Source organism: Corynebacterium glutamicum ATCC 13032 (assembly GCF_000011325.1).
Taxonomy (GTDB): Bacteria; Actinomycetota; Actinomycetes; order Mycobacteriales; family Mycobacteriaceae; genus Corynebacterium; species Corynebacterium glutamicum.
In genome coordinates, this window is record NC_003450.3 from 2093050 (window position 1) to 2113826 (window position 20777).

A 20777-nucleotide genomic window follows, 5' to 3' on the forward strand; every position below is an offset into this window, starting at 1 on the left:
TGTTATTCCTCAGATTCAGACTTGGATGAAGTCTTGTAAGGATCTGCATCACCTGCAGGCGCTGCACCTTCGCGCAATTTAGCCAGCTCCTCATCGCGCTTGCGAGCACGATCCAACAAAGCTTCCATGTGTGCGGATGCCTCTGGGACGGTATCGATGCTGTAAGTCAGGGTCGGGGTAAACCGAACACCCAGCTGCTGGCCAACGATCTTCCTCAGCTGGCCGCGTGCTCGGTGAAGAGCCTCTGCTGCTGCCTCAAGATCTGGTTCTTCTTCAATGGAAGCTCCACGAACGGTGTAAAACACCTTTGCATCGTGCAGGTCACCGGTCATGGTCACATCAGTAATTGTGACGAACTCAAGTCGGCGGTCCTTGATATCGCGTTCAATGGCGCTGGCCACGATAGTTTGAATGCGCTTTGCCATACGAGCCGCGCGGGCGTTGTCAGCCATGGTGGACCACTCCTCATCTTCACAGAGTCGAAATAATTCTTTTGGAATTCTACCCTGAATTGGAAAAATTTTAATAAGTTTATCTACCCTGCTATTCCTAGCTTAAAAGGTAGGAACAAAACAGGTGTGCAAAGGGGCTGGCCTTCCGTTGGAAAGCCAGCCCCACGTGCATGACCCCGGGCTAGTTATGCCCCGAGCCGGAAATGCTTAAGCTTCGCGTGGAACCTCAACCATTTCGTAGACCTCGATCTTGTCGTCGACGGAGATGTCTGGGTAAGACAGAACCATACCGCACTCGTAGCCTGCAGAGACTTCGGTGGCATCGTCCTTCTCACGGCGAAGGGACACGATCTTTGCATTCTCGGCGATGACGTTGCCGTCGCGAATAATGCGGACTGTGGCGTTTCGGCGCACCTTGCCGTCTTCAACCATGCAACCTGCGATGAGGCCGACAGAGGAAGCCTTGAAGATCGCACGGATCTCAGCATGTCCGATAACGCGCTCTTCGTAGATTGGCTTGAGCATGCCCTTGAGGGCCGCCTCGACCTCTTCGATAGCACGGTAGATGATCGTGTAGTAACGAACATCGACGCCTTCTGCGTTTGCTTCCTCAGTTGCCTTACCTTCAGCGCGAACGTTGAAGGCGATGATGACAGCGTCGGATGCAGCTGCAAGGGTGACGTTGGTCTGGGTAACTGCACCCACACCGCGGTCGATGATGTTGAGCTGGACTTCATCGTCCATCTCAATCTTTAGCAATGCTTCTTCCAGTGCTTCCACGGAACCTGCGTTGTCGCCCTTAAGAATGAGGTTAAGGGTGCTATGTTCCTTAAGAACTGAATCCAGATCCTCGAGGGAGACGCGCTTACGGGAGCGTGCTGCCAGAGCGTTACGCTTGCGGGCGTTGCGCTGGTTAGCAATCTGACGTGCAATGCGGTCATCTTCAACAACCAGAAGGTTGTCGCCGGCGCCTGGGACACCGTTAAGACCCTGAACCTGAACAGGACGGGAAGGTCCGGCCTCTTCAACGTCGCGTCCGTATTCGTCCACCATGCGGCGAACACGTCCGTAGGTATCGCCTGCAACGATGGAGTCACCGACGCGCAGGGTACCGCGCTGGACGATAACGGTTGCCACTGGTCCACGACCACGGTCGAGGTGAGCTTCAATTGCAACACCCTGTGCGTCCATTTCTGGGTTAGCAACAAGGTCAAGCTCAGCGTCTGCGGTCAGGCAGACAGAAGCGAGCAGCTCATCGATGTTCAGTCCCTGCTTTGCAGAGATGTCAACGAAGATGGTGTCGCCACCGTACTCTTCAGGGATCAATCCGTATTCGGTCAGCTGACCACGGATCTTCTCTGGAGAAGCTTCTGGCTTATCAATCTTGTTCACTGCAACCACGATTGGTACATCTGCAGCCTTAGCGTGGTTGATTGCTTCCACAGTCTGAGGCATAACGCCGTCGTCTGCTGCAACAACCAGAACCGCGATATCTGTGGACTTTGCACCACGGGCACGCATTGCGGTGAAGGCCTCGTGACCTGGGGTATCCAGGAAGGTGATCGTGCGCTCAGTGTCCTCGACATTTACCTTGACCTGGTATGCACCAATGCCCTGGGTAATGCCGCCGGCTTCGTCGGAGCCCACATTTGCCTTACGGATAGTATCCAGCAAACGAGTCTTACCGTGGTCAACGTGACCCATGACGGTAACCACTGGAGGACGCTTAGCAAGGTCAGCCTCGCCACCTTCGTCCTCACCGAACTGAAGGTCGAAGCTTTCGAGCAGCTCACGGTCTTCATCTTCTGGGGAAACAACCTGAACCTTGTAGTTCATTTCCTCACCGAGCAGCTGCAAGGTTTCATCAGAAACCGATGCAGTTGCGGTGACCATTTCACCCAAGTTGAACAGAGCCTGAACCAATGCTGCTGCGTCTGCGCCGATCTTGTCAGCGAAGTCAGCCAAAGATGCACCGCGCGCGAGGCGGATGGTTGCACCCTTGCCGTCTGGCAAACGAACGCCACCAATGACGTTCGGTGCCTGCATTGATTCGTACTCGTTGCGCTTCTGACGCTTCGACTTACGTCCCCTGCGTGGAGCACCACCTGGACGGCCGAATGCACCTGCGGTACCGCCACGACGACCGCCACGGCCTGCGCCGCCACCGGTTCCGCCACCACGGTTGAATCCGCCACCAGCGCCACCGCCGGCTTGGCCACCACGACCACCCTTGCCAGGTGCCTTAGCAGGCATCTGACCTGGGGTTGGAGGCATCATTGCTGGGGATGGACGACGTCCGCCACCTTGACGCTCCTGGGAAGGTGCTCCCTGAGCACCCTGAGCGGAGCCACCCTGTGGGCGTGAACCGCCCTGAGGGCGTGGTCCACCCTGTGGGCGTGGTCCACCTGCGCCAGCGCCTTGACGCTGACCGCCGCGGTTACCCTGACCATCACGCTGTCCGTCGCGCTGACCATCTCGCTGGCCACCTGGACGACCCTGGCCCTGTGGACGTGGTCCACCGCCTGGGCGAGGTCCGCCACCAGGACGTGGGCCGCCACCTGGGCGAGGAGCTGGACGCTCGCCACCACCGGTGGAGAATGGGTTGTTAGCTACACGTGGTGCACGTGCGCCTGGCTTTGGAGCAGGCTTGCCCATTGGACGTGGCATGCCGCCTGGGCGAGGTGCTTCCGCGCCTGGCTTAGCTGCTGGCTCTGCCTTCTTAGCTGCATCGCCTGGAGTTGGGCCAGAAAATGCTGGCTTAGCTGCTGCTGCAGGCTTTGGAGCTGAACCTGACTTAGCGGCAGAAGGAGCTGCAGGTGCTGCTGGCTTTGCTGGAGCGCCTGGCTTAGCGGCTGCTGCAGGCTTTGCCTGAACGCCTGGCTTAGGTGCTGCGCCTGGCTTTGCTGCAGAAGCTGCAGAAGGAGCAGCTGGGGCAGGCTTTGCTGCAGGTGCTGCAGGTTTTGCTGGAGCACCTGGCTTTGGAGCTGCTGACGCAGCTGGTTTTGGCGCAGCAGGCTTTGCCGCTGCAGGCTTCGCAGCGGTGTCGGACTTATCCGAACCGCTCGAACCGTAGTGCTCCTGCATCCTCTTCACAACTGGGGGTTCAATTGTGGATGATGCGGTTTTAACAAACTCGCCTTTATCCTTAAGGGTGGCAAGTAGTTCCTTGCTGGTAATACCGAGTTGCTTAGCAAGCTCATGTACACGTAGCTTTCCGGGCACTTCTCTCCTCTAGTTCTTGCCAGAGGTTCGAAGGCCCTTAAAAGGTAAGGGACCTTTGACCTCTAGCGTTAATTATTGACGTTCATCGCTGATGCTTCATCGTGTGCTCATCAGTGTTCAGTCTTCCTTACAAAAATCGGGTCCGGCGTTTTCCGCCAGGTACGTGCGTACGTGACCTGTATCCACGGTTGTGGACACCCTCAGCGCTCGGCCAAAGGCGCGACGCTGTTCAGCAAGGTCCAGTGCGTCGATGGAAGGGGTCAACCATGCTCCCCTGCCAGGCATCCGACGTTTCGGATCTGGAAGGATAACTCCCGGAAGCTCCGGGGATTGAACTACGCGGAGCAGTTCAGAATCAGGTTTACGTTCCCTGGTGGCAATGCAAGTACGGATCCGAATTGGGTTGAAGCGAGACAGTTGTCCAGATGAAGCTTTTAATGCATCGTCATGGAACATCTGCTGCGTTCAATCCCTTTCACCGTTTTTCATTTGACCAGAACGTGAATGCACGTCCTCCACAGCCCGCACATGGGCCTTGAACAATATTACGCTACATTGACCCAAAATTGGAACCTGCAACTAATTACAAAGTTCCTATATGGCCTTGTGAGCCCAAAACCGGTACGAGATTTTCATGCCGGTTCAAGCGACTTTTAATCGATGTCAGAGTGGATGTCGATCTTCCAGCCGGTCAGGCGGGCAGCCAAGCGGGCGTTTTGACCTTCTTTACCGATTGCTAGTGAAAGCTGGTAGTCAGGGACAGTTACGCGCGCGGTTTGAGCTTCAAGATCGGTGACCTCTACGTTGACAACCTTGGATGGTGCCAGTGCATTTCCAACGAAGGTTGCTGGATCTTCGGAGTAATCGATGATGTCGATTTTTTCTCCACCGAGTTCACGCATGATGTTGGACACACGCTGTCCACGTGGGCCAATGCAAGCGCCCTTGGCGTTGAGGTTCTTCACCTTGGCTTGAACAGCAACCTTGGAGCGGTGTCCGGCTTCGCGGGAGATAGCAACAATTTCCACGGATCCGTCAGCAACTTCTGGGATTTCCAGTTCAAACAGTCGGCGCACCAGCTCAGGGTGAGTACGAGACAGGTTGATCTGGATGTCAGTGTTGCCCTTGCCCACGCCAACGACGAAGCACTTGACGCGGTCGCCGTGCTTGAGCTTTTCGCCAGGGATCTGCTCGGCTGGGAGCAAAACGCCGTCTTGGTTGTCCGCTTCGGTACCCAGCTGCACGATGATGATTCCGCGTTCAGCTGCGCGGGCATCTGCTTGAACGATGCCGGACACAACGGTGCCTTCATAATCTGCGTACGCATCGAATGCTCGGCTTGCTTCTGCTTCGCGCAGGGACTTAACGATCGCGTCGCGAACAGCGCGGGCGCTGACTCGTCCGAAGTTGGATGGGGTGTCGTCGTATTCGGAAGCGAGCTCTCCGTTTTCGTCGAATTCTGAGACGATGACGTTGACCGTGCCAGTTGTGGAATCGATGTCCACGCGTGGTTTCAGGTTCGCAGACGCAACAGTTTCGCGATTATCCATGTACGAATGCAAAAGTGCAGAGGCGATGGTGCGCAGCAAGTCTGGAACTGGGATTCCTTTTTCAGACTCGATGGCTTTTAAAGCCTGGACATCAATATTCACTTGTCTTCCTCTCAAGCTTCCACCACGTACTGTTTACGCGGTGGCTTCGTCGAATGTGCTTTCTGCGAGGGCAGTCTCATCCTGCGCAGGTTTAGCGAATTCAATTTCTACCACTGCTCGAGGGGAATGTGCTAATTCAAGGGTTGTGACCTCGAGCAACTTTTTATTCCGCTCGATCAAAACAACGTGAGTTTCGGCGTCGTTAAGCGCCCCGATGCGTGCTACGCGCTTTTTGCCATCCTGATCAAGCGCAACCAGGCGACCGCGGTTTCTGCGCCAATGGCGCGGCAGCGTCAGTGGGTTGTCCACGCCCGGCGTGGACACTTCGAGCGTGTAACCCGCTCCGAAGTTGAGCTCTCCGCGCTGCTCGGCGGCGTCGAAAAGCTCTCCGATTTCTTGGCTGAATACTTCCAGCTGGTCGAGATCGGGGCGGGAATCCGAATCTACCTTGATGGCGACGGCGGATTTTGGACCTGCTTTGGTCACTTTCAGGCCCTCGAGGTCGAATTTGTGGGATGCGGCGAGCGGCTCGATGAGCGCAGACAGAATTTCAGTGGTTGGAAAAGCCATAAAGACAAGGATAACCTGCCGGCAAAAATCATCGGGCTATTACACTGTGAAGCCATGCGTAGGCGTATCCCCTCTGTCCTTGGTGTTTCTCTTCTGGCTGCCTTTTTGGTGGCGTGCACCCCCTCCCCCAATCCGAATGCGGCGTTGGCCCAGATGTATCAGGATGCGCTTTTTGATTCCCAGGCGATGTCAGAGGCCGAGCCTGAGCTTGCCACTTTGCGCAGTCAGCACGCAGATGAATTATTGGCCGAGATTCGGCGTATTTGTGGCTTTGATGAAGGCCAGGTTCCGGAATCGTGCCAGGTAACGGTTCCTGCGATCGCTATTCTGCCCACCGATGATCCAGAGAAGTATGTCAACGACAGTCAGGCGTTGATCCTTGATAATTTGGATGACATTCCGGAAGATTCCGTGGCTTTAGTGGTTGAGCAATACATCGCGCAGGCGGAATTTGCTGAAGGATCTGAGGTGTCCGTTCCTGTTGATTTGGAGCTCACCGAGGCAGAATTAGCTGCTGCGAAGGACTTGGCGGACCGCGAGTTTTCCGCCGCGTGGTCTTTGGGCGTGGCTTTGGCTCAGCTTCCGGAAACCGACCGCGAGGAGGTGGAAACGGCGATCAGCAACCACCATGACCGCGCGTCGCAGCTGCAAATTATTACCTCCGGCACTACCCCAGCGCCAGGTTACGTGAGCGAGCTGCCCGACCCCACCGACGAGACTTCAGCGCGAAGCAACATTGAAACCGTCGAAAACAACGTCACCCAGGCCTGGCATGCAGCTGCAAGCGCCGCAACCACCGACGCCTGGCGTGTCTTCTGCGCGCACATCGCCGGCGATACCGCACGCGAATTAACGCTTATCGACGTCTCCTAGCAGTTTCACTGCCAATTTTTTAAGCCTAACCCTCTGCATAATTTTCTTTAAGCCGTGTAATATACACGGCTTTTCTGCTTTCAGGCCAAGTTTTCCTCCGCAAATTCACGAAAGTTTGCGCAATCGTTTTCGCCCACGCCTTCCCCAGTACACATTCCGTTCACACTATTTCGGGGGTAGGGCAAATAACGATTCATCTCACAAATTTCTATCAAACTATAGAAAGATATTTGCAAAATTGGCACAAACTCCCAGCTCGCTCCGAAAAACCTAGCAACTTAGTTAATTTTCCCTCACAAAAATTTAGGACACAGATCTCCATTCAAGTTTGGCTGTGACTCATGTCGCACATAGTATTTCAATCACCGGATCCGCACGATTGCAAAATCCTGGGGAATATTCATAACAACGGAGGTCACTCATGACTTTGAAGAAGTCTCTCGCTGTAACCACGGCGGCTGCACTTGCTTTGAGCCTTGCCGCTTGCTCGTCCGACTCCTCGTCCGACAGCTCCTCATCCTCATCAGGCAGCGAAGGCGGCGACAACTACGTCCTCGTCAACGGCACTGAGCCACAGAACCCGCTCGTCCCAGGCAACACCAACGAAGTAGGTGGCGGTCGCATCGTCGACAGCATCTTCTCCGGCCTGGTCTACTACGACGTCGACGGCTCCCCTGTCAACGATGTTGCAGAGTCCATCGAACTCGAAGGTGACAAGACCTACCGCATCACCATCAAAGACGGCCAGACCTTCACCGATGGCACCCCAGTTACCGCTGAGAGCTTTGTCAACGCATGGAACTACAACGTAGCTAACAGCACGCTGTCCTCCTACTTCTTTGAGTCCATCCTCGGCTACGAAGAAGGCGTCGAGTCCATGGAAGGCCTCCAGGTCGTCGACGACACCACCTTCACCGTCGAGCTCACCCAGCCTGAGTCCGACTTCCCACTGCGCCTGGGATACTCCGCATTCTTCCCGCTTCCTGAATCCGCATTTGACGACATGGACGCATTCGGTGAGAACCCAATCGGCAACGGTCCATACAAGCTCCAAGAGTGGAACCACAACCAGGACGCCACCATCGTTCCTAACGCGGACTACACCGGTGGACGCCAGGCTCAGAACGACGGCGTGAAGTTCATCTTCTACCCAACCTTCGACTCCGCTTACGCGGACCTGCTCTCCGACAACTTGGATGTGCTGGACGCTATCCCAGACTCCGCGTTCTCCTCCTTCGAGGACGAGCTCTCTGGCCGTTCCATCAACCAGCCTTCCGCTGTGTTCCAGTCCTTCACCATCCCGGAGAGCCTTGAGCACTTCTCCGGCGAAGAAGGCGTGCTGCGTCGCCAGGCCATCTCCTTGGCCGTCAACCGCGACGAGATCACCCAAACCATCTTCGAAGGCACCCGCACCCCAGCGACGGACTTCACCTCCCCTGTCATCGACGGACACTCTGATTCCCTCCAGGGCGCAGATGTCTTGACCTACGATCCAGAGCGCGCTCAGGAACTGTGGGCACAGGCAGACGAGATCAGCCCTTGGTCCGGCGAGTTCTCCATCTCCTACAACGCAGACGGTGGACACCAGGCATGGGTGGACGCAACCGCCAATTCCATCCGCAACACCCTGGGTATCGACGCCATCGGCAACCCATACCCAGACTTCAAGTCCCTGCGTGACGATGTCACCAACCGCACCATCAACGGCGCATTCCGCACCGGCTGGCAGGCAGACTACCCGTCCTTGGGCAACTTCCTCGGACCTTTGTACGGCACCGGTGCAGGCTCCAACGATGGTGACTACTCCAACCCAGATTTCGATGCCAAGCTCGCCGAAGCAGCAAACGCGGCCGATGTTGACGCATCAACCCCGCTATACAACGAAGCACAGGAAATCCTGCTCCAGGATCTCCCAGCGATCCCAACTTGGTACTCCAACGCAGTTGGTGGATACTCCACCAACGTGGACAACGTGGAATTCCAGTGGAACTCGCAACCTGCGTACTACCAGATCACCAAGAACTAGTAGCTTCGCACCACCCGCTCATCTTGTGTGAGCTCTAGAAGAAAGGCCCAGGTTAATGTTCACCCCGACCTGGGCCTTTCACCTTGAACACTTAAAACATAACTTCATCCGGCGCTTTATTAGCTTGAAGCGCCCCGCACCATAATCCATTCCCCAGCAAGCAAGGACACCCACGCTCATGCTTCGTTACGTCGGGCGACGTTTGCTCCAAATGATTCCGGTCTTTTTCGGAGCGACCTTACTGATTTACGCCCTCGTGTTCCTCATGCCTGGTGACCCAGTCCAGGCATTGGGAGGTGACCGCGGCCTAACCGAGGCTGCGGCCGAGAAAATCCGTCAAGAATACAATCTTGATAAACCCTTCATCGTTCAATACCTCCTGTACATCAAGGGCATCTTCGTCTTAGATTTTGGAACAACCTTCTCTGGTCAGCCAGTTATTGATGTGATGGCCAGGGCCTTCCCCGTCACCATCAAACTCGCCATCATGGCCCTGCTGTTTGAATCAATCCTCGGCATTATCTTTGGTGTCATCGCAGGTATTCGCCGCGGAGGAATCTTCGACTCCACCGTGCTGGTCCTTTCTCTGATAGTCATCGCAGTCCCCACCTTCGTCATTGGTTTCGTGCTGCAGTTCTTAGTCGGCGTGAAATGGGGCTTACTGCCCGTCACCGTAGGTTCCAACACATCAATAACGGCGCTGATCATGCCGGCTGTCGTACTGGGTGCAGTATCGTTCGCCTACGTTCTTCGCCTCACCAGACAATCCGTGAGCGAAAACCTCCGCGCTGATTACGTTCGAACCGCTCGAGCAAAAGGCATGTCCGGATTCAACGTGATGAACCGCCATGTGCTTCGAAACTCACTGATTCCCGTTGCCACCTTCCTGGGCGCCGATCTCGGTGCACTGATGGGTGGAGCGATTGTCACCGAAGGTATCTTCGGCATCAACGGTGTCGGTGGAACGCTCTACCAGGCCATTTTGAAAGGTGAACCCACCACGGTTGTCTCCATTGTCACTGTGCTGGTCATCGTCTACATCATCGCCAACCTTCTCGTGGACTTGATCTACGCCGTTCTCGATCCGAGGATCCGCTATGCCTAATAATGAATTCCACACAAACCACTCGTTGGGCCAAGATGATCAAACCCCAGATCAGGCTCATTTCTTCCCACAAGGACGAGGCGAGGCTCTAGTTCGACCAGGTCAAGAGCACTTCATCGCAGCCACTGATGAAACCGGACTTGGTGCCGTCGATGCTGTTGCTGATGACTCTGCACCAACCTCCATGTGGGGCGAAGCGTGGCGAGACCTTCGTCGTCGACCACTGTTCTGGGTCTCTGCGGTGTTGATTATTTTGGCGCTTCTCCTGGCCGCAGTTCCGCAGCTGTTTACCTCAACGGATCCCCAGTTCTGTGTGCTGGCAAACTCTCTTGATGGTCCACAGTCTGGACATCCCTTCGGATTCGACCGTCAAGGTTGCGATATTTTTGCTCGTACCGTCTACGGTGCTCGTGCCTCGGTCGCCGTCGGTGTGTTGACCACGTTACTGGTCGCCCTCATCGGTACTGTATTTGGTGCTTTGGCTGGCTTCTTTGGTGGCATCATGGATACCATCCTCTCCCGCATCACCGACATGTTCTTCGCCATTCCACTGGTTCTGGCAGCCATCGTTGTGATGCAGATGTTCAAGGAACACCGCACCATCGTCACCGTGGTTTTGGTGCTTGGGCTTTTCGGCTGGACCAACATTGCGCGTATTACCCGTGGAGCGGTGATGACCGCAAAGAATGAAGAGTATGTCACCTCCGCACGTGCGCTTGGTGCATCAAAAGCCAAGATACTGCTGTCTCACATCATGCCAAACGCCGCAGCACCCATCATTGTGTATGCAACTGTGGCACTGGGAACATTCATCGTGGCAGAGGCGACGCTCTCCTTCCTGGGCATTGGCCTTCCACCATCAATTGTCTCCTGGGGTGCTGATATCGCGAAGGCACAAACCTCCCTTCGTACCCAACCCATGGTGCTGTTCTACCCCGCAATGGCACTTGCACTAACCGTTTTGAGCTTCATCATGATGGGCGATGTCGTCCGCGACGCTCTGGATCCTAAGTCGAGGAAGCGATGACCACCAACATCCCACAAACCCCCAACCACGAGGGTGAACAGCCACTGCTCGAGCTGAAGGATCTAAAGATTTCCTTCACCTCCTCCACCGGTGTTGTCGACGCTGTCCGTGGCGCAAACCTCACCATTTATCCTGGCCAATCTGTTGCCATCGTGGGTGAATCCGGTTCAGGTAAATCGACCACGGCAATGTCGATCATCGGTCTGCTTCCAGGCACCGGCAAAGTGACCGAAGGTTCCATCATGTTTGATGGCCAAGACATCACAGGCTTGAGTAACAAGCAGATGGAAAAGTACCGCGGTTCAGAAATCGGACTGGTCCCCCAGGATCCGATGACCAACTTGAACCCGGTGTGGCGCATCGGCACCCAGGTCAAGGAATCCCTCCGAGCCAACCACGTGGTTCCAGGCTCAGAGATGGACAAGCGCGTGGCAGAAGTTCTGGCCGAGGCAGGTCTTCCTGATGCTGAGCGTCGCGCAAAGCAGTACCCACATGAGTTCTCTGGCGGTATGCGCCAGCGCGCACTGATCGCCATTGGTTTGGCGGCACGCCCGAAGCTCTTGATCGCCGACGAGCCCACCTCTGCGCTGGATGTCACCGTGCAGCGCCAAATCCTTGATCACCTTGAAACACTGACCAAGGATCTCGGCACCGCAGTGCTATTTATTACCCACGACTTGGGCCTTGCCGCTGAGCGCGCGGAGCACCTCGTGGTGATGCACCGCGGACGCATCGTGGAGTCCGGGCCATCATTGAAGATTCTGCGCAATCCACAGCACCCATATACCCAACGCTTGGTTAAGGCTGCGCCGTCTCTGGCTTCTGCACGTATTCAAAGTGCGCAGGAACAAGGCATTGAATCTGCAGAACTGCTCTCTGCAACGGCCGTTGCTGAGGGCACTATTCCAGAGATGGAAGAAAAAGTTATCGAGGTGAAAAACCTCACCCGCGAATTTGATATCCGCGGTGCCCGTGGCGATAAGAAGAAGCTGAAGGCCGTTGATGATGTGTCCTTCTTCGTACGTAAAGGCACCACCACCGCACTTGTGGGTGAATCCGGTTCGGGTAAATCCACCGTGGCCAACATGGTGCTCAACCTTCTCGAGCCAACCAGCGGAGAGGTGCTCTACAACGGCACCGATCTTACGTCCTTGAGCCACAAGGAAATCTTCCAAATGCGACGCAAACTGCAGGTGGTGTTCCAGAACCCCTACGGCTCGCTTGATCCGATGTACTCCATCTACCGGTGTATTGAGGAACCGCTGACCATCCACAAGGTTGGTGGAGACCGCAAGGCACGCGAAGCTCGCGTCGCTGAACTTCTCGATATGGTGTCCATGCCCAGGTCCACCATGCGCCGCTACCCCAACGAGCTTTCCGGTGGCCAACGTCAGCGCATCGCCATCGCCCGTGCATTGGCACTGAATCCAGAAGTGATCGTGTTGGATGAAGCGGTTTCCGCTTTGGACGTGTTGGTTCAGAACCAGATCCTCACCCTGCTTGCAGAACTTCAGCAGGAACTGAAGCTCACCTATTTGTTCATCACCCACGACTTGGCCGTTGTTCGACAAACCGCCGACGATGTTGTGGTGATGCAAAAGGGACGAATCGTTGAAAAGGGTCGTACCGACGACATCTTCAACGATCCTCAGCAGCACTACACCCGCGATTTGATCAATGCGGTACCTGGTCTGGGAATCGAGTTGGGTACTGGAGAAAACCTGGTTTAACCCGCACAGCCTCACTAAACCCAAAAACACTTCTGCCCCGGTTCAAGAAATTCGATCTTGAACCGGGGCAGAGCTTTATTGTTCAGAAGAACTAGTTGCGGGCTTGAGCAACCATCTCGACGATCTGGGCGACAGCCTGATCTGCGTCGAGTTCGGACTTCTCGCCACCGCGGACACGGAGTTCAACCTTGCCTTCGGCGTAGCCACGGCCAAGAATCAAGGCGAATGGCATGCCAAGAAGTTCGGCGTCTTTGAACTTTACGCCAGGGCTAACCTTGGGTCGGTCGTCGAAAAGCACGTCCAAGCCTGCGGCAGACAGCTCAGCCGCAAAGCGCTCTGCTGCCTCGATGGCTGCGGCGTCTTTGTTAGCTGCGACGACATGGACCTGGTACGGAGCGACTTCGACGGACCAGTTGAGGCCAGCGTCATCGTGGCGCTGTTCTGCCAGGACGGCGAGCAGGCGGGTGACACCGAGGCCGTAGGAGCCCATGGTTGGGATGGCGCGCTTGCCGTTTTCGTCCAGGATTTGGACGTCGAAGGCTTCGGTGTACTTGCGGCCGAGCTGGAAGATATGGCCAATTTCGATGCCGCGAGCAAGGGTGAGGGTGCCCTCGCCTGCTGGCGCTGGGTCGCCTTCCTTGATTTCTGCAGCTTCGATGAAGCCGTCTGGGGTGAAATCGCGTCCGGCGACGAGGCCTACGACGTGGCGTTCCTTTTCATCGGCGCCGGTGATCCAGGAGGTACCGGTGACAACGCGAGGATCGGCAAGGACCTTCACGCCGTTCTTGGCCAGGCCAACTGGTCCGACGTAGCCCTTGACCAGGAATGGGTTGTCGGCAAAGTCGGATTCCACTGCGAGTTCAACTTCTGCTGGCTCAAGTGATGCCTCGAGGCGCTTCATGTCTACTTCGCGGTCACCTGGAAGCAAGATTCCAGTGAGTTCTGCTTCTTCGGCACCTGGCTCGCGGACCTTCACCACGATGCACTTGAGGGTGTCAGCTGCGGTGACCTCGCGGCCCTCGATCTGCACGTCGATGGAGTTAGCCCAATCAACCAAAGCATCGATGGTTTCAGAAACAGGAGTTTCGTAGGTGACTGCTTCTGGCAGGCCTTCGATGTCACGCTCAACGCCTGGCTGGGTAACAACAGCTTCCACGTTTGCGGCGTAATTGCCGGAGGTAGAGCGCACGAAGGTATCTTCGCCGTTTTCAGATACTGCAAGGAATTCCTCGGAAGCGGATCCGCCCATGGCACCAGAGGTTGCCTGGCAGATGGCGTATTCCAAGCCAAGGCGGTCAAAGATGCGCTGATACGCTGCGCGGTGCTTTGCGTAGGACTCGTCCAAACCAGCATCCGAGATGTCGAAGGAGTAAGAATCCTTCATCACAAATTCGCGTCCGCGGAGCACGCCTGCGCGTGGGCGTTCCTCATCGCGGTACTTGGTCTGGATCTGGTACAAGGTGACTGGGAAGTCCTTGTAGGAGTTGTACAGATCCTTCACCGTGGCGGCGAACATTTCCTCGTGGGTTGGTCCGAGCAGGTAGTCGGCACCCTTGCGGTCCTTCAGACGGAACAGCGAATCGCCGTATTCTGTCCAACGCTGTGTGGTTTCATAAGGCTCACGTGGCAGGAGTGCTGGGAAGAGCAGCTCCTGTCCTCCGATCGCATCCATTTCCTCGCGTACGACAGCTTCAATGTTGCGCACTGCGCGCAAACCCAGTGGCAACCAGGAGTAGATACCTGGGGCAACTCGGCGGATATATCCTGCACGGACAAGCAGCTTGTGGCTTGGAACTTCTGCATCTGCAGGGTCTTCGCGCAGGGTGCGCAAAAACAGCGTGGAAAGACGTGTGATCATAGGTGACAAATATACCCTCTCAACTTGGCTTCGACTGCCCTGCCCCCTCGATTTAAGAGGCAAGGCTTTTACAGTATCCTCTCATGCATGCTTATTGTGTTGCCTCCCTCAGAAACTAAGACCCACGGCGGTTCAGGAAAACCTCTGGATTTTCACCATTTGAGTTTCCCGTCGCTCACCAAGGCACGCCAAACAATACTCGCTGACCTGCAAGCTTTGGAGGTAGATGAGGCGCTGAAAGTTTTGGGCATTTCTGAAAAGCTCCGCCCTGAGGCCGAATCCAATCGCGCGCTGGAGACCAGCCCTACGATGCCTGCGATTTTTCGGTATTCCGGAGTGCTTTATGATGCGCTCGACGCTGCAACGCTGCCGGAGAAAGCACTGGAACGCCTCGCCATCGGCTCGGCACTTTTCGGCGTCATCCACGCCACCGATCCGATCCCGCATTACCGCCTGTCCGGCGGCACAAAACTGCCCACCAAAAGCGGCGAGCTGCCCACCATGAAGGCGCGTTGGGGCACAAGCATCAGCGAAGCGCTTATCGACGTCAACCAGCTGGTGATTGATCTTCGCAGCGGGACCTACCAACAGTTGGGTCGCGTAAAAGACGCCGTCACGGTACGCGTGGAATCAGTCATGGAGGATGGCTCCCGCAAAGTAGTCAGCCACTTTAACAAACACTACAAAGGTGAACTCGCCCGCGTGCTCGCGCTCTCTGAAAAAGAAGCACACAACGCAGAGGACGTAATGAGCATTGCGCAGGCTGCGGGCCTTGTGGTGGAGGAAAACCCCAACCACAAGGAAACCCTCACTCTGGTTGTCTAGGCGTTAATCACCATTTTGATGTGCTCGGAGTTAAGATCACGCAATCTCACGCACACACCACCGAGCATTTCAGCCAACACCCCGGCGCGCTCTTTGCGCACTTTGAGTCGGCCTTCGCAGTCGATGACCACGTTGCCGGACAGTCGTGATTTCACCACTGTTTCCGCCGCGGTGGCAATGCCTGCTTCGCCGGCATCGGAGGTGTCTTGGCCATCGGTCATCACCATGAGGATCGCGCGTCGGCCGGGTTCCTTTCGGAGTTCCCTTGCCATGAGATCCTTGGCCATGAGCAGCCCCTCTGCCAGTGGAGTGCGACCACCCATCGGCATATCCTTTAATTTCTGCTGAGCTTGCTCCACAGAATTTGTTGGATTCAACACCAGTGTCGGCTTGTTGCCGTTGACCGCGATAACCGCAACCTTGTCGCGGCGCTGGTAGGCGTCGTTAAGCATAGAGGTAATAGTCCCGGTGACCGCACGCACCCTGGAACGCGCAGCCATCGACCCCGATGTGTCGACGACGAACACGATGAGGTTGGCTTCGCGCCCACGGCGCAGCGAACCCCGCAGGTCCGTGGGCCGGAAATCGACCACGCCTTCAACAATGTTGGCGCCGCGTTCCGTAGCCGCCATGAGCGTGCCCACTAAGTTGATGCCGTGTCCACCCTTCATGGGGCGGACATCAGCGCCCTGGCGCGAATACGCCTTGGAACGCCTACCTGGGGTGGAGTCCTCCTCCCCCATGGACGCCAGGCGCAAATGCCTAGGAGCGAAAGGGGTCGCCGGATCCGGCAGTACCTACCTTTCCAGTAGTCTGCGCCTTCGCCTGCGCAGTTCCTTGCAGACCGTCTTCCTCGGTGGGATTGTCGGTATCGGTAAAGGCCTCTGCACCGGTTTCCTCATCGGTGATCTTGGCGGCAGGTCCTTTATCTTCATTGTCTTTGAAGAAGTCCCGAGCTTCCTGCAGGGTTTCCTGAAGCTTGCGCTCCTCCATTTCTGGAGCATCGAAAGGATTACGGCGACGGCGGTGCGGCAACGCTAGGCGAGCTGCGATCTCCACGTCTTCTTCCGTAACCACAGTGCGTCCAGCCCACGCGGCGTGAGCAAGTGCGGTACGCGTGATCACCAGGTCAGCGCGCATACCGTCGACTTCAATACGTGCACACAACCACGCAATCTGCGACAAGATCAGATCCGGCAGCTCCACACCAGGCAGCAAATCCTTAGCCGCCAAAATACGGTTGGAGGTGTCCGCATCTTGCTCAGCCCACTTAGCCATGAACTGCTCAGGAGCGTTTTCAAAATCAAGCCGGCGGCGAATGATCTCCACGCGCACCTCAGGGTTCGTAGACGCAGCAACGTCCACAGCCAAACCGAAACGGTCCAGCAGCTGCGGGCGCAGCTCGCCTTCCTCCGGATTCATGGTGCCCACCAACACAAAGTTTGCTGGTGAAGAATGCGAAATACCGTCACGCTCAATGCTGACGCGACCGCTTGCAGCTGCATCGAGCAGAGCATCCACCAGGTGATCCGCCAAGAGGTTGACCTCATCGACATACAGCACACCGCCATCAGCCTGCGCGAGCAAACCTGGCTGATATTCCGCACGGCCGGTGGTCAACACAGTTTCCATGTTGAGGGAACCCACCACACGATCCTCCGTGGATCCGAGAGGCAAGTTCACCAAAGGGGCATCACCTAAAAGACCAGCAAAAGCACGCACAGTGGTAGTTTTCGCTGTACCCTTCTCACCTCGAATCACCACGCCACCAATGCGTGGGGAAATCGCAGTGAGGATCAACGCAAGCCGAAGCTCGTCTTGTCCCACAACCGCGGAGAATGGATAGCGGATCTGTTGTGACGCCATTACTGTCCTTTAATGTGAGTTTTCTTGAGATTTTTTGGTGTGACCTGGCACATCCATAAAGTGAGACCTTAGTGGGTTTAACCACCCAACTTAAGGTTTTCACAAAACCAACAACAAATCCCTGGACAAGTGTCTATAAAAGGGAGGAAACTACCCCCATTCTTAGGCGATCTGCTTAGAGGCCAGCAACTTGTCCAATGACATACACAGCTGGAGGCTTAATCTCTTCCTCCACCATGACTGCACCCAATGTGCCCAAGGTGCACCGAACTGAGCGTTGTGCATCAGTAGTGCCTTCCTGAATAACAGCTGCTGGAGTATCTGCATCAAGCCCGCCGTCCATGAGCGCCTCGGCAATCGCACCCGCATTTTTCACACCCATGATGATGGACAAGGTGCCACCCGATTTGGCCAACGCAGCCCAATCAACCAGTGACTTCGGATGGCCTGGAGGCAAATGTCCAGACACCACGGTAAAGGAATGCACCACTCCCCGATTAGTAATAGGAATACCTGCCGCCGCTGGAACGGACACCGCACTGGTCACACCCGGAATGACCTCGCATTCAATTCCATGCTCGCCCAAAAACTCCAACTCTTCAAAACCCCGACCGAAGACATAAGGGTCACCACCTTTAAGGCGAACCACCTTTAGTCCCTGCTGTGCGTATTCAACAAGCATCTCATTAGTACGCTCCTGAGTGACCTGCCGCCCATACGGAAGCTTGGACACATCAACAACAGTCTTCGAGCTGATGTCGCACAATTTTTCCAACTCATCAGTGGGCCCCAAGTGATCAGCCAAAATGACATCAGCCTCCTGAAGGCGATTCATCCCACGCACCGTAATTAAGTCCCATGCACCAGGACCTCCACCAATTAAGGAGACTGGCTGGATTATTGGCTGGTTTTCTTGGGAAATCGTCATGGGCATTAATCCTAGTCCCAACAATTGCCAGAACCCGAACACTAGGCTTGAACCATGAATACTGCACCTTTCAAACTCGAAGCTGACTTCGCATCAGCCCTGCCCACCATGGCAGCCCCCTGGCAAGGTGAGGAAGCCCCCAACCCTGAGCTCGTGATTTTAAATGACGACCTCGCCTACAGCCTCGGGCTTGATCCGACATGGCTTCGCACACCTGAGGGCGTTCAATTTCTTCTCGGACTCAACCCCGAGCCCTTAACAAAAGCAGTTGCGCAGGCCTATTCCGGCCACCAATTCGGACAGTTTGTGGCAAGCCTTGGTGATGGCCGAGCGCTTCTTCTCGGCGAAGCCCGCTCAGCTGACGGCGTACTGCATGATATCCACCTCAAAGGATCTGGACGAACCCAATTCTCCCGAGGAGCCGATGGACGCGCCGTCCTTGGCCCCGTCTTACGCGAATACATCATCTCCGAAGCGATGCATGCACTTGGTGTTCCCACCACCAGGTCACTTGCAGTAATTAGCACCGGTAGGAAAATCCAACGAGGAAGCGTAGCCCCAGGCGCAGTCCTTGTTCGAGTAGCAACCAGCCTCATTCGAGTCGGATCCTTCCAATACTCCAACATCTCTGGTGGCATCGAACTATCTCAACACCTGGCGAACTATACGATCACCAGGCATTTCCCTTCGTTGGTAGCTGAACTATCCGCACCAACCCCCGCAACTTATGTATCACTGTTTAAAGCGATTCTTCAGCGCCAAGCAGACACCGTTGGAAAATGGACCAGGCTGGGTTTCGTTCACGGAGCCCTCAACACAGACAACACGTTGATATCCGGAGAAACTGTTGACTACGGCCCATGCGCTTTCATGGAGCGCTACCGTGGCGACGCGAAATTTAGCTCCATCGACACTTATGGTCGCTACAAATTTGAAAACCAACCTATGATCCTCGGATGGAACATGGCCCGCCTCGTAGAAACCCTCCTCCCACTCCTGGGCGCCACACCAGACGAAGGCATGACAGCAGCCCAAGAAGCTCTCGTAGAATTCGATGACCTCTGCGAACAAGCAATCCGAAAAGAATTCGCCACTGCACTGGGCCTTGACGAGTCAGACACCGGCACGGTAGAGCAGTTCCGTGAACTGCTCTACCTCCATAACCCCGACATCACCACGCTGCTGCGCGCACTCACCGACAACACCGCACCACCGAGTGGCTTTGAAGCATTCGTTCACGACTGGAAAACCCAAGACCCAGATATCGAAGCAATGCGAGCAGTAAATCCACTTTTCATTCCACGCAATCACCTCGTGGAAGCTGCTCTCGCAGACGCAGTTGAAGGGAATCTAGAAAAGTTCCACGAACTCCTCGCTGCTGTCACCAATCCTTTTGATCCAACTGCGGGCCCCGATGAACTACGCCTGCCAAGCGAAGAAGGATTTGAAGAAGACTACATGACCTTCTGCGGTACCTAGGACAGATGGTGGGGCAGACGTCGGGGTCGCTGCGTGGAGCGCTTAGAACTGCTAGAACTCCGCGATATTGATCTTCTTCATCGCAAGAAGCTTTTCATACGCGCCGGGTTTAGCCATGAGCTCCTCCATGTTGTCGGGAACAATCTGCCAGCTCACGCCGAACTTGTCCTTCAACCAACCACAAGCCTCAGCTTCTGGAACTGCCGAGAGTGCATTCCAGATGGCATCGAGTTCTTCTTGACCATGAGCTTCATACATCAATGAGACACCCTCACTGAAGGTGAAATCTTGCTCAACTCCGGAATCCATCGCGAAAATCCACTGACCGTCGAGTTGGAACTGGGAAAACATGAGGGCCTCAGGAGTGGCAGGACCTGTTTGCTGTCCATAAGGTGCACGATCACCAAGTTGGGAGTTCGGGAACACCTCAACGTAGTTTTCTTGAGCTGGGCCTGCCTGATTTTGAGCTGCCCCACCAAATAAGAGCGTTGGGATTACTGCGGGACCTGGCTTTTCTTCTGGGCGGCTGAGCATCAATTGCCAGCTCACACCATATTTGTCTTGTACCCACCCGTAGTATTCCGAAAATGGGTAAGTATCGACTGGCATCAGTGTGCTGCCGCCTTCATGGAGTTTTTCCCACACCGCATCAAGGTGCTCTTTGGCATTTTCATCACGCACCGCATCAAAATTCACCATGAAGCTGATCGATGGGTTGGGAGTGAACTCTTCACCAGCATTGATCAAGATGATCTTAAAGCCTGAGATAGCGAGTTCCACCGTCAAGGTTTTTCCTGCGAAAGGCTCCTGGAAGTCCAGCAAGCCAGCTTCGGGATACTTAACTGTGGTGAGTACTTCTGCGCCACCCGGAAACTCAGAAAACGCATTGACGTAGAATTCGGCTGCTTCGTCTGCGGTGCCTTGGCACCAGATGTTTGGGGTGATTTTTTGCATGCCGCCAGGATAGAACACGTGGTGGACATGGCTTTTCGAATACGTAATTTGCAGTGCTCACAGCGGTAATTGGTGGATACCCAATAAATTATTGGTGTCGCCTAAATCACACTGGCAAAGAATACGCAAAGCACCCGACATGCCTTCAACTGTGTCAGTTCCAACCCATGAAGGCGGAGATTGTCTCCGCAGGTGAAACCTCAACAGACA

Annotated in this window: 17 protein-coding genes; 7 read left to right on the forward strand and 10 right to left on the reverse strand. The window is 55.4% G+C overall.

What is annotated here, in order from left to right:
• Positions 1-2: 2 nt before the first annotated feature.
• The 5 genes from rbfA to rimP form a co-directional block, all read right to left on the reverse strand.
• Entirely contained in the window at positions 3-452 is a 450-nt protein-coding gene (rbfA, locus tag CGL_RS09870) for a 30S ribosome-binding factor RbfA (RefSeq protein WP_003861694.1), read from the reverse strand.
• Between the two features lie 207 nt (positions 453-659).
• Positions 660-3674 (reverse strand): translation initiation factor IF-2, encoded by a 3015-nt coding sequence (gene infB, locus CGL_RS09875; protein WP_011014802.1) that lies wholly within the window; start codon positions 3672-3674, stop codon positions 660-662.
• Positions 3675-3791: 117 nt separating this feature from the next.
• On the reverse strand, positions 3792-4130 hold the full coding sequence (locus tag CGL_RS09880; protein ID WP_011014803.1) for a YlxR family protein: 339 nt from the start codon (positions 4128-4130) through the stop codon (positions 3792-3794).
• A 197-nt stretch (positions 4131-4327) separates the two neighbouring features.
• Positions 4328-5326 (reverse strand): transcription termination factor NusA, encoded by a 999-nt coding sequence (gene nusA, locus CGL_RS09885; protein ID WP_003861701.1) that lies wholly within the window; start codon positions 5324-5326, stop codon positions 4328-4330.
• 33 nt (positions 5327-5359) lie between these two features.
• Positions 5360-5896 (reverse strand): ribosome maturation factor RimP, encoded by a 537-nt coding sequence (rimP, locus tag CGL_RS09890; RefSeq protein ID WP_011014804.1) that lies wholly within the window; start codon positions 5894-5896, stop codon positions 5360-5362.
• 54 nt (positions 5897-5950) lie between these two features.
• On the opposite strand from rimP, the gene CGL_RS09895 reads away from it, so the two are divergent.
• From CGL_RS09895 to CGL_RS09915, 5 genes are all read left to right on the forward strand, one after another.
• Positions 5951-6769, forward strand: coding sequence for a DUF4439 domain-containing protein (locus CGL_RS09895; RefSeq protein WP_011014805.1), 819 nt, complete (start codon positions 5951-5953; stop codon positions 6767-6769).
• 421 nt (positions 6770-7190) lie between these two features.
• Positions 7191-8795 (forward strand): peptide ABC transporter substrate-binding protein, encoded by a 1605-nt coding sequence (locus CGL_RS09900; RefSeq protein ID WP_011014806.1) that lies wholly within the window; start codon positions 7191-7193, stop codon positions 8793-8795.
• A 178-nt stretch (positions 8796-8973) separates the two neighbouring features.
• On the forward strand, positions 8974-9900 hold the full coding sequence (locus CGL_RS09905) for an ABC transporter permease (protein ID WP_003857497.1): 927 nt from the start codon (positions 8974-8976) through the stop codon (positions 9898-9900).
• The gene (locus CGL_RS09910) at positions 9893-10927 is read left to right on the forward strand and encodes an ABC transporter permease (protein WP_006284211.1); all 1035 of its coding nucleotides are present in this window, start codon (positions 9893-9895) and stop codon (positions 10925-10927) included. The genes CGL_RS09905 and CGL_RS09910 overlap by 8 nt, the downstream gene beginning before the upstream one ends.
• On the forward strand, positions 10924-12657 hold the full coding sequence (locus CGL_RS09915) for an ABC transporter ATP-binding protein (RefSeq protein ID WP_011014807.1): 1734 nt from the start codon (positions 10924-10926) through the stop codon (positions 12655-12657). The genes CGL_RS09910 and CGL_RS09915 overlap by 4 nt, the downstream gene beginning before the upstream one ends.
• A 91-nt stretch (positions 12658-12748) precedes the next feature.
• On the opposite strand, the gene CGL_RS09920 is transcribed toward CGL_RS09915, so the two are convergent.
• On the reverse strand, positions 12749-14515 hold the full coding sequence (locus CGL_RS09920; protein ID WP_003857500.1) for a proline--tRNA ligase: 1767 nt from the start codon (positions 14513-14515) through the stop codon (positions 12749-12751).
• An 87-nt stretch (positions 14516-14602) separates the two neighbouring features.
• Here CGL_RS09920 and yaaA point away from each other — a divergent pair, with 87 nt between their 5' ends.
• Entirely contained in the window at positions 14603-15340 is a 738-nt protein-coding gene (gene yaaA / locus CGL_RS09925; RefSeq protein ID WP_011014808.1) for a peroxide stress protein YaaA, read from the forward strand.
• On the opposite strand, the gene CGL_RS09930 is transcribed toward yaaA, so the two are convergent.
• From CGL_RS09930 to cobA, 3 genes are all read right to left on the reverse strand, one after another.
• Positions 15337-16083, reverse strand: a complete 747-nt coding sequence (locus CGL_RS09930) for a vWA domain-containing protein (RefSeq protein ID WP_041625498.1) — start codon at positions 16081-16083, stop codon at positions 15337-15339. The two genes, yaaA and CGL_RS09930, sit on opposite strands and share 4 nt — an antisense overlap.
• Positions 16084-16102: 19 nt before the next feature.
• The gene (locus CGL_RS09935) at positions 16103-17206 is read right to left on the reverse strand and encodes an ATP-binding protein (RefSeq protein ID WP_011014810.1); all 1104 of its coding nucleotides are present in this window, start codon (positions 17204-17206) and stop codon (positions 16103-16105) included.
• Positions 17207-17381: 175 nt separating this feature from the next.
• Positions 17382-18134, reverse strand: coding sequence for a uroporphyrinogen-III C-methyltransferase (gene cobA, locus CGL_RS09940; RefSeq protein WP_011014811.1), 753 nt, complete (start codon positions 18132-18134; stop codon positions 17382-17384).
• A gap of 54 nt (positions 18135-18188) precedes the next feature.
• Between cobA and CGL_RS09945 the strand changes: the two genes are divergently transcribed.
• Positions 18189-19613, forward strand: coding sequence for a protein adenylyltransferase SelO (locus tag CGL_RS09945; RefSeq protein ID WP_011014812.1), 1425 nt, complete (start codon positions 18189-18191; stop codon positions 19611-19613).
• Between the two features lie 51 nt (positions 19614-19664).
• On the opposite strand, the gene CGL_RS09950 is transcribed toward CGL_RS09945, so the two are convergent.
• A complete protein-coding gene (locus CGL_RS09950) occupies positions 19665-20585 on the reverse strand; it encodes a VOC family protein (protein ID WP_011014813.1) in 921 nt (306 codons plus the stop codon).
• Between the last annotated feature and the right edge of the window lie 192 nt (positions 20586-20777).

Excerpts from the sequence above, each read along its gene's own strand:
- yaaA (WP_011014808.1), top strand. The coding sequence starts at position 14,603 with ATGCTTATTGTGTTGCCTCCCTCAGAAACTAAGACCCACGGCGGTTCA.
- rimP (WP_011014804.1), bottom strand. The coding sequence starts at position 5,896 with ATGGCTTTTCCAACCACTGAAATTCTGTCTGCGCTCATCGAGCCGCTC.
- CGL_RS09915 (WP_011014807.1), top strand. The coding sequence starts at position 10,924 with ATGACCACCAACATCCCACAAACCCCCAACCACGAGGGTGAACAGCCA.
- CGL_RS09930 (WP_041625498.1), bottom strand. The coding sequence starts at position 16,083 with ATGGGGGAGGAGGACTCCACCCCAGGTAGGCGTTCCAAGGCGTATTCG.
- cobA (WP_011014811.1), bottom strand. The coding sequence starts at position 18,134 with ATGACGATTTCCCAAGAAAACCAGCCAATAATCCAGCCAGTCTCCTTA.
- CGL_RS09880 (WP_011014803.1), bottom strand. The coding sequence starts at position 4,130 with ATGTTCCATGACGATGCATTAAAAGCTTCATCTGGACAACTGTCTCGC.
- CGL_RS09905 (WP_003857497.1), top strand. The coding sequence starts at position 8,974 with ATGCTTCGTTACGTCGGGCGACGTTTGCTCCAAATGATTCCGGTCTTT.
- rbfA (WP_003861694.1), bottom strand. The coding sequence starts at position 452 with ATGGCTGACAACGCCCGCGCGGCTCGTATGGCAAAGCGCATTCAAACT.
- CGL_RS09920 (WP_003857500.1), bottom strand. The coding sequence starts at position 14,515 with ATGATCACACGTCTTTCCACGCTGTTTTTGCGCACCCTGCGCGAAGAC.
- CGL_RS09895 (WP_011014805.1), top strand. The coding sequence starts at position 5,951 with ATGCGTAGGCGTATCCCCTCTGTCCTTGGTGTTTCTCTTCTGGCTGCC.
- CGL_RS09935 (WP_011014810.1), bottom strand. The coding sequence starts at position 17,206 with ATGGCGTCACAACAGATCCGCTATCCATTCTCCGCGGTTGTGGGACAA.
- CGL_RS09900 (WP_011014806.1), top strand. The coding sequence starts at position 7,191 with ATGACTTTGAAGAAGTCTCTCGCTGTAACCACGGCGGCTGCACTTGCT.
- CGL_RS09910 (WP_006284211.1), top strand. The coding sequence starts at position 9,893 with ATGCCTAATAATGAATTCCACACAAACCACTCGTTGGGCCAAGATGAT.
- CGL_RS09945 (WP_011014812.1), top strand. The coding sequence starts at position 18,189 with ATGAATACTGCACCTTTCAAACTCGAAGCTGACTTCGCATCAGCCCTG.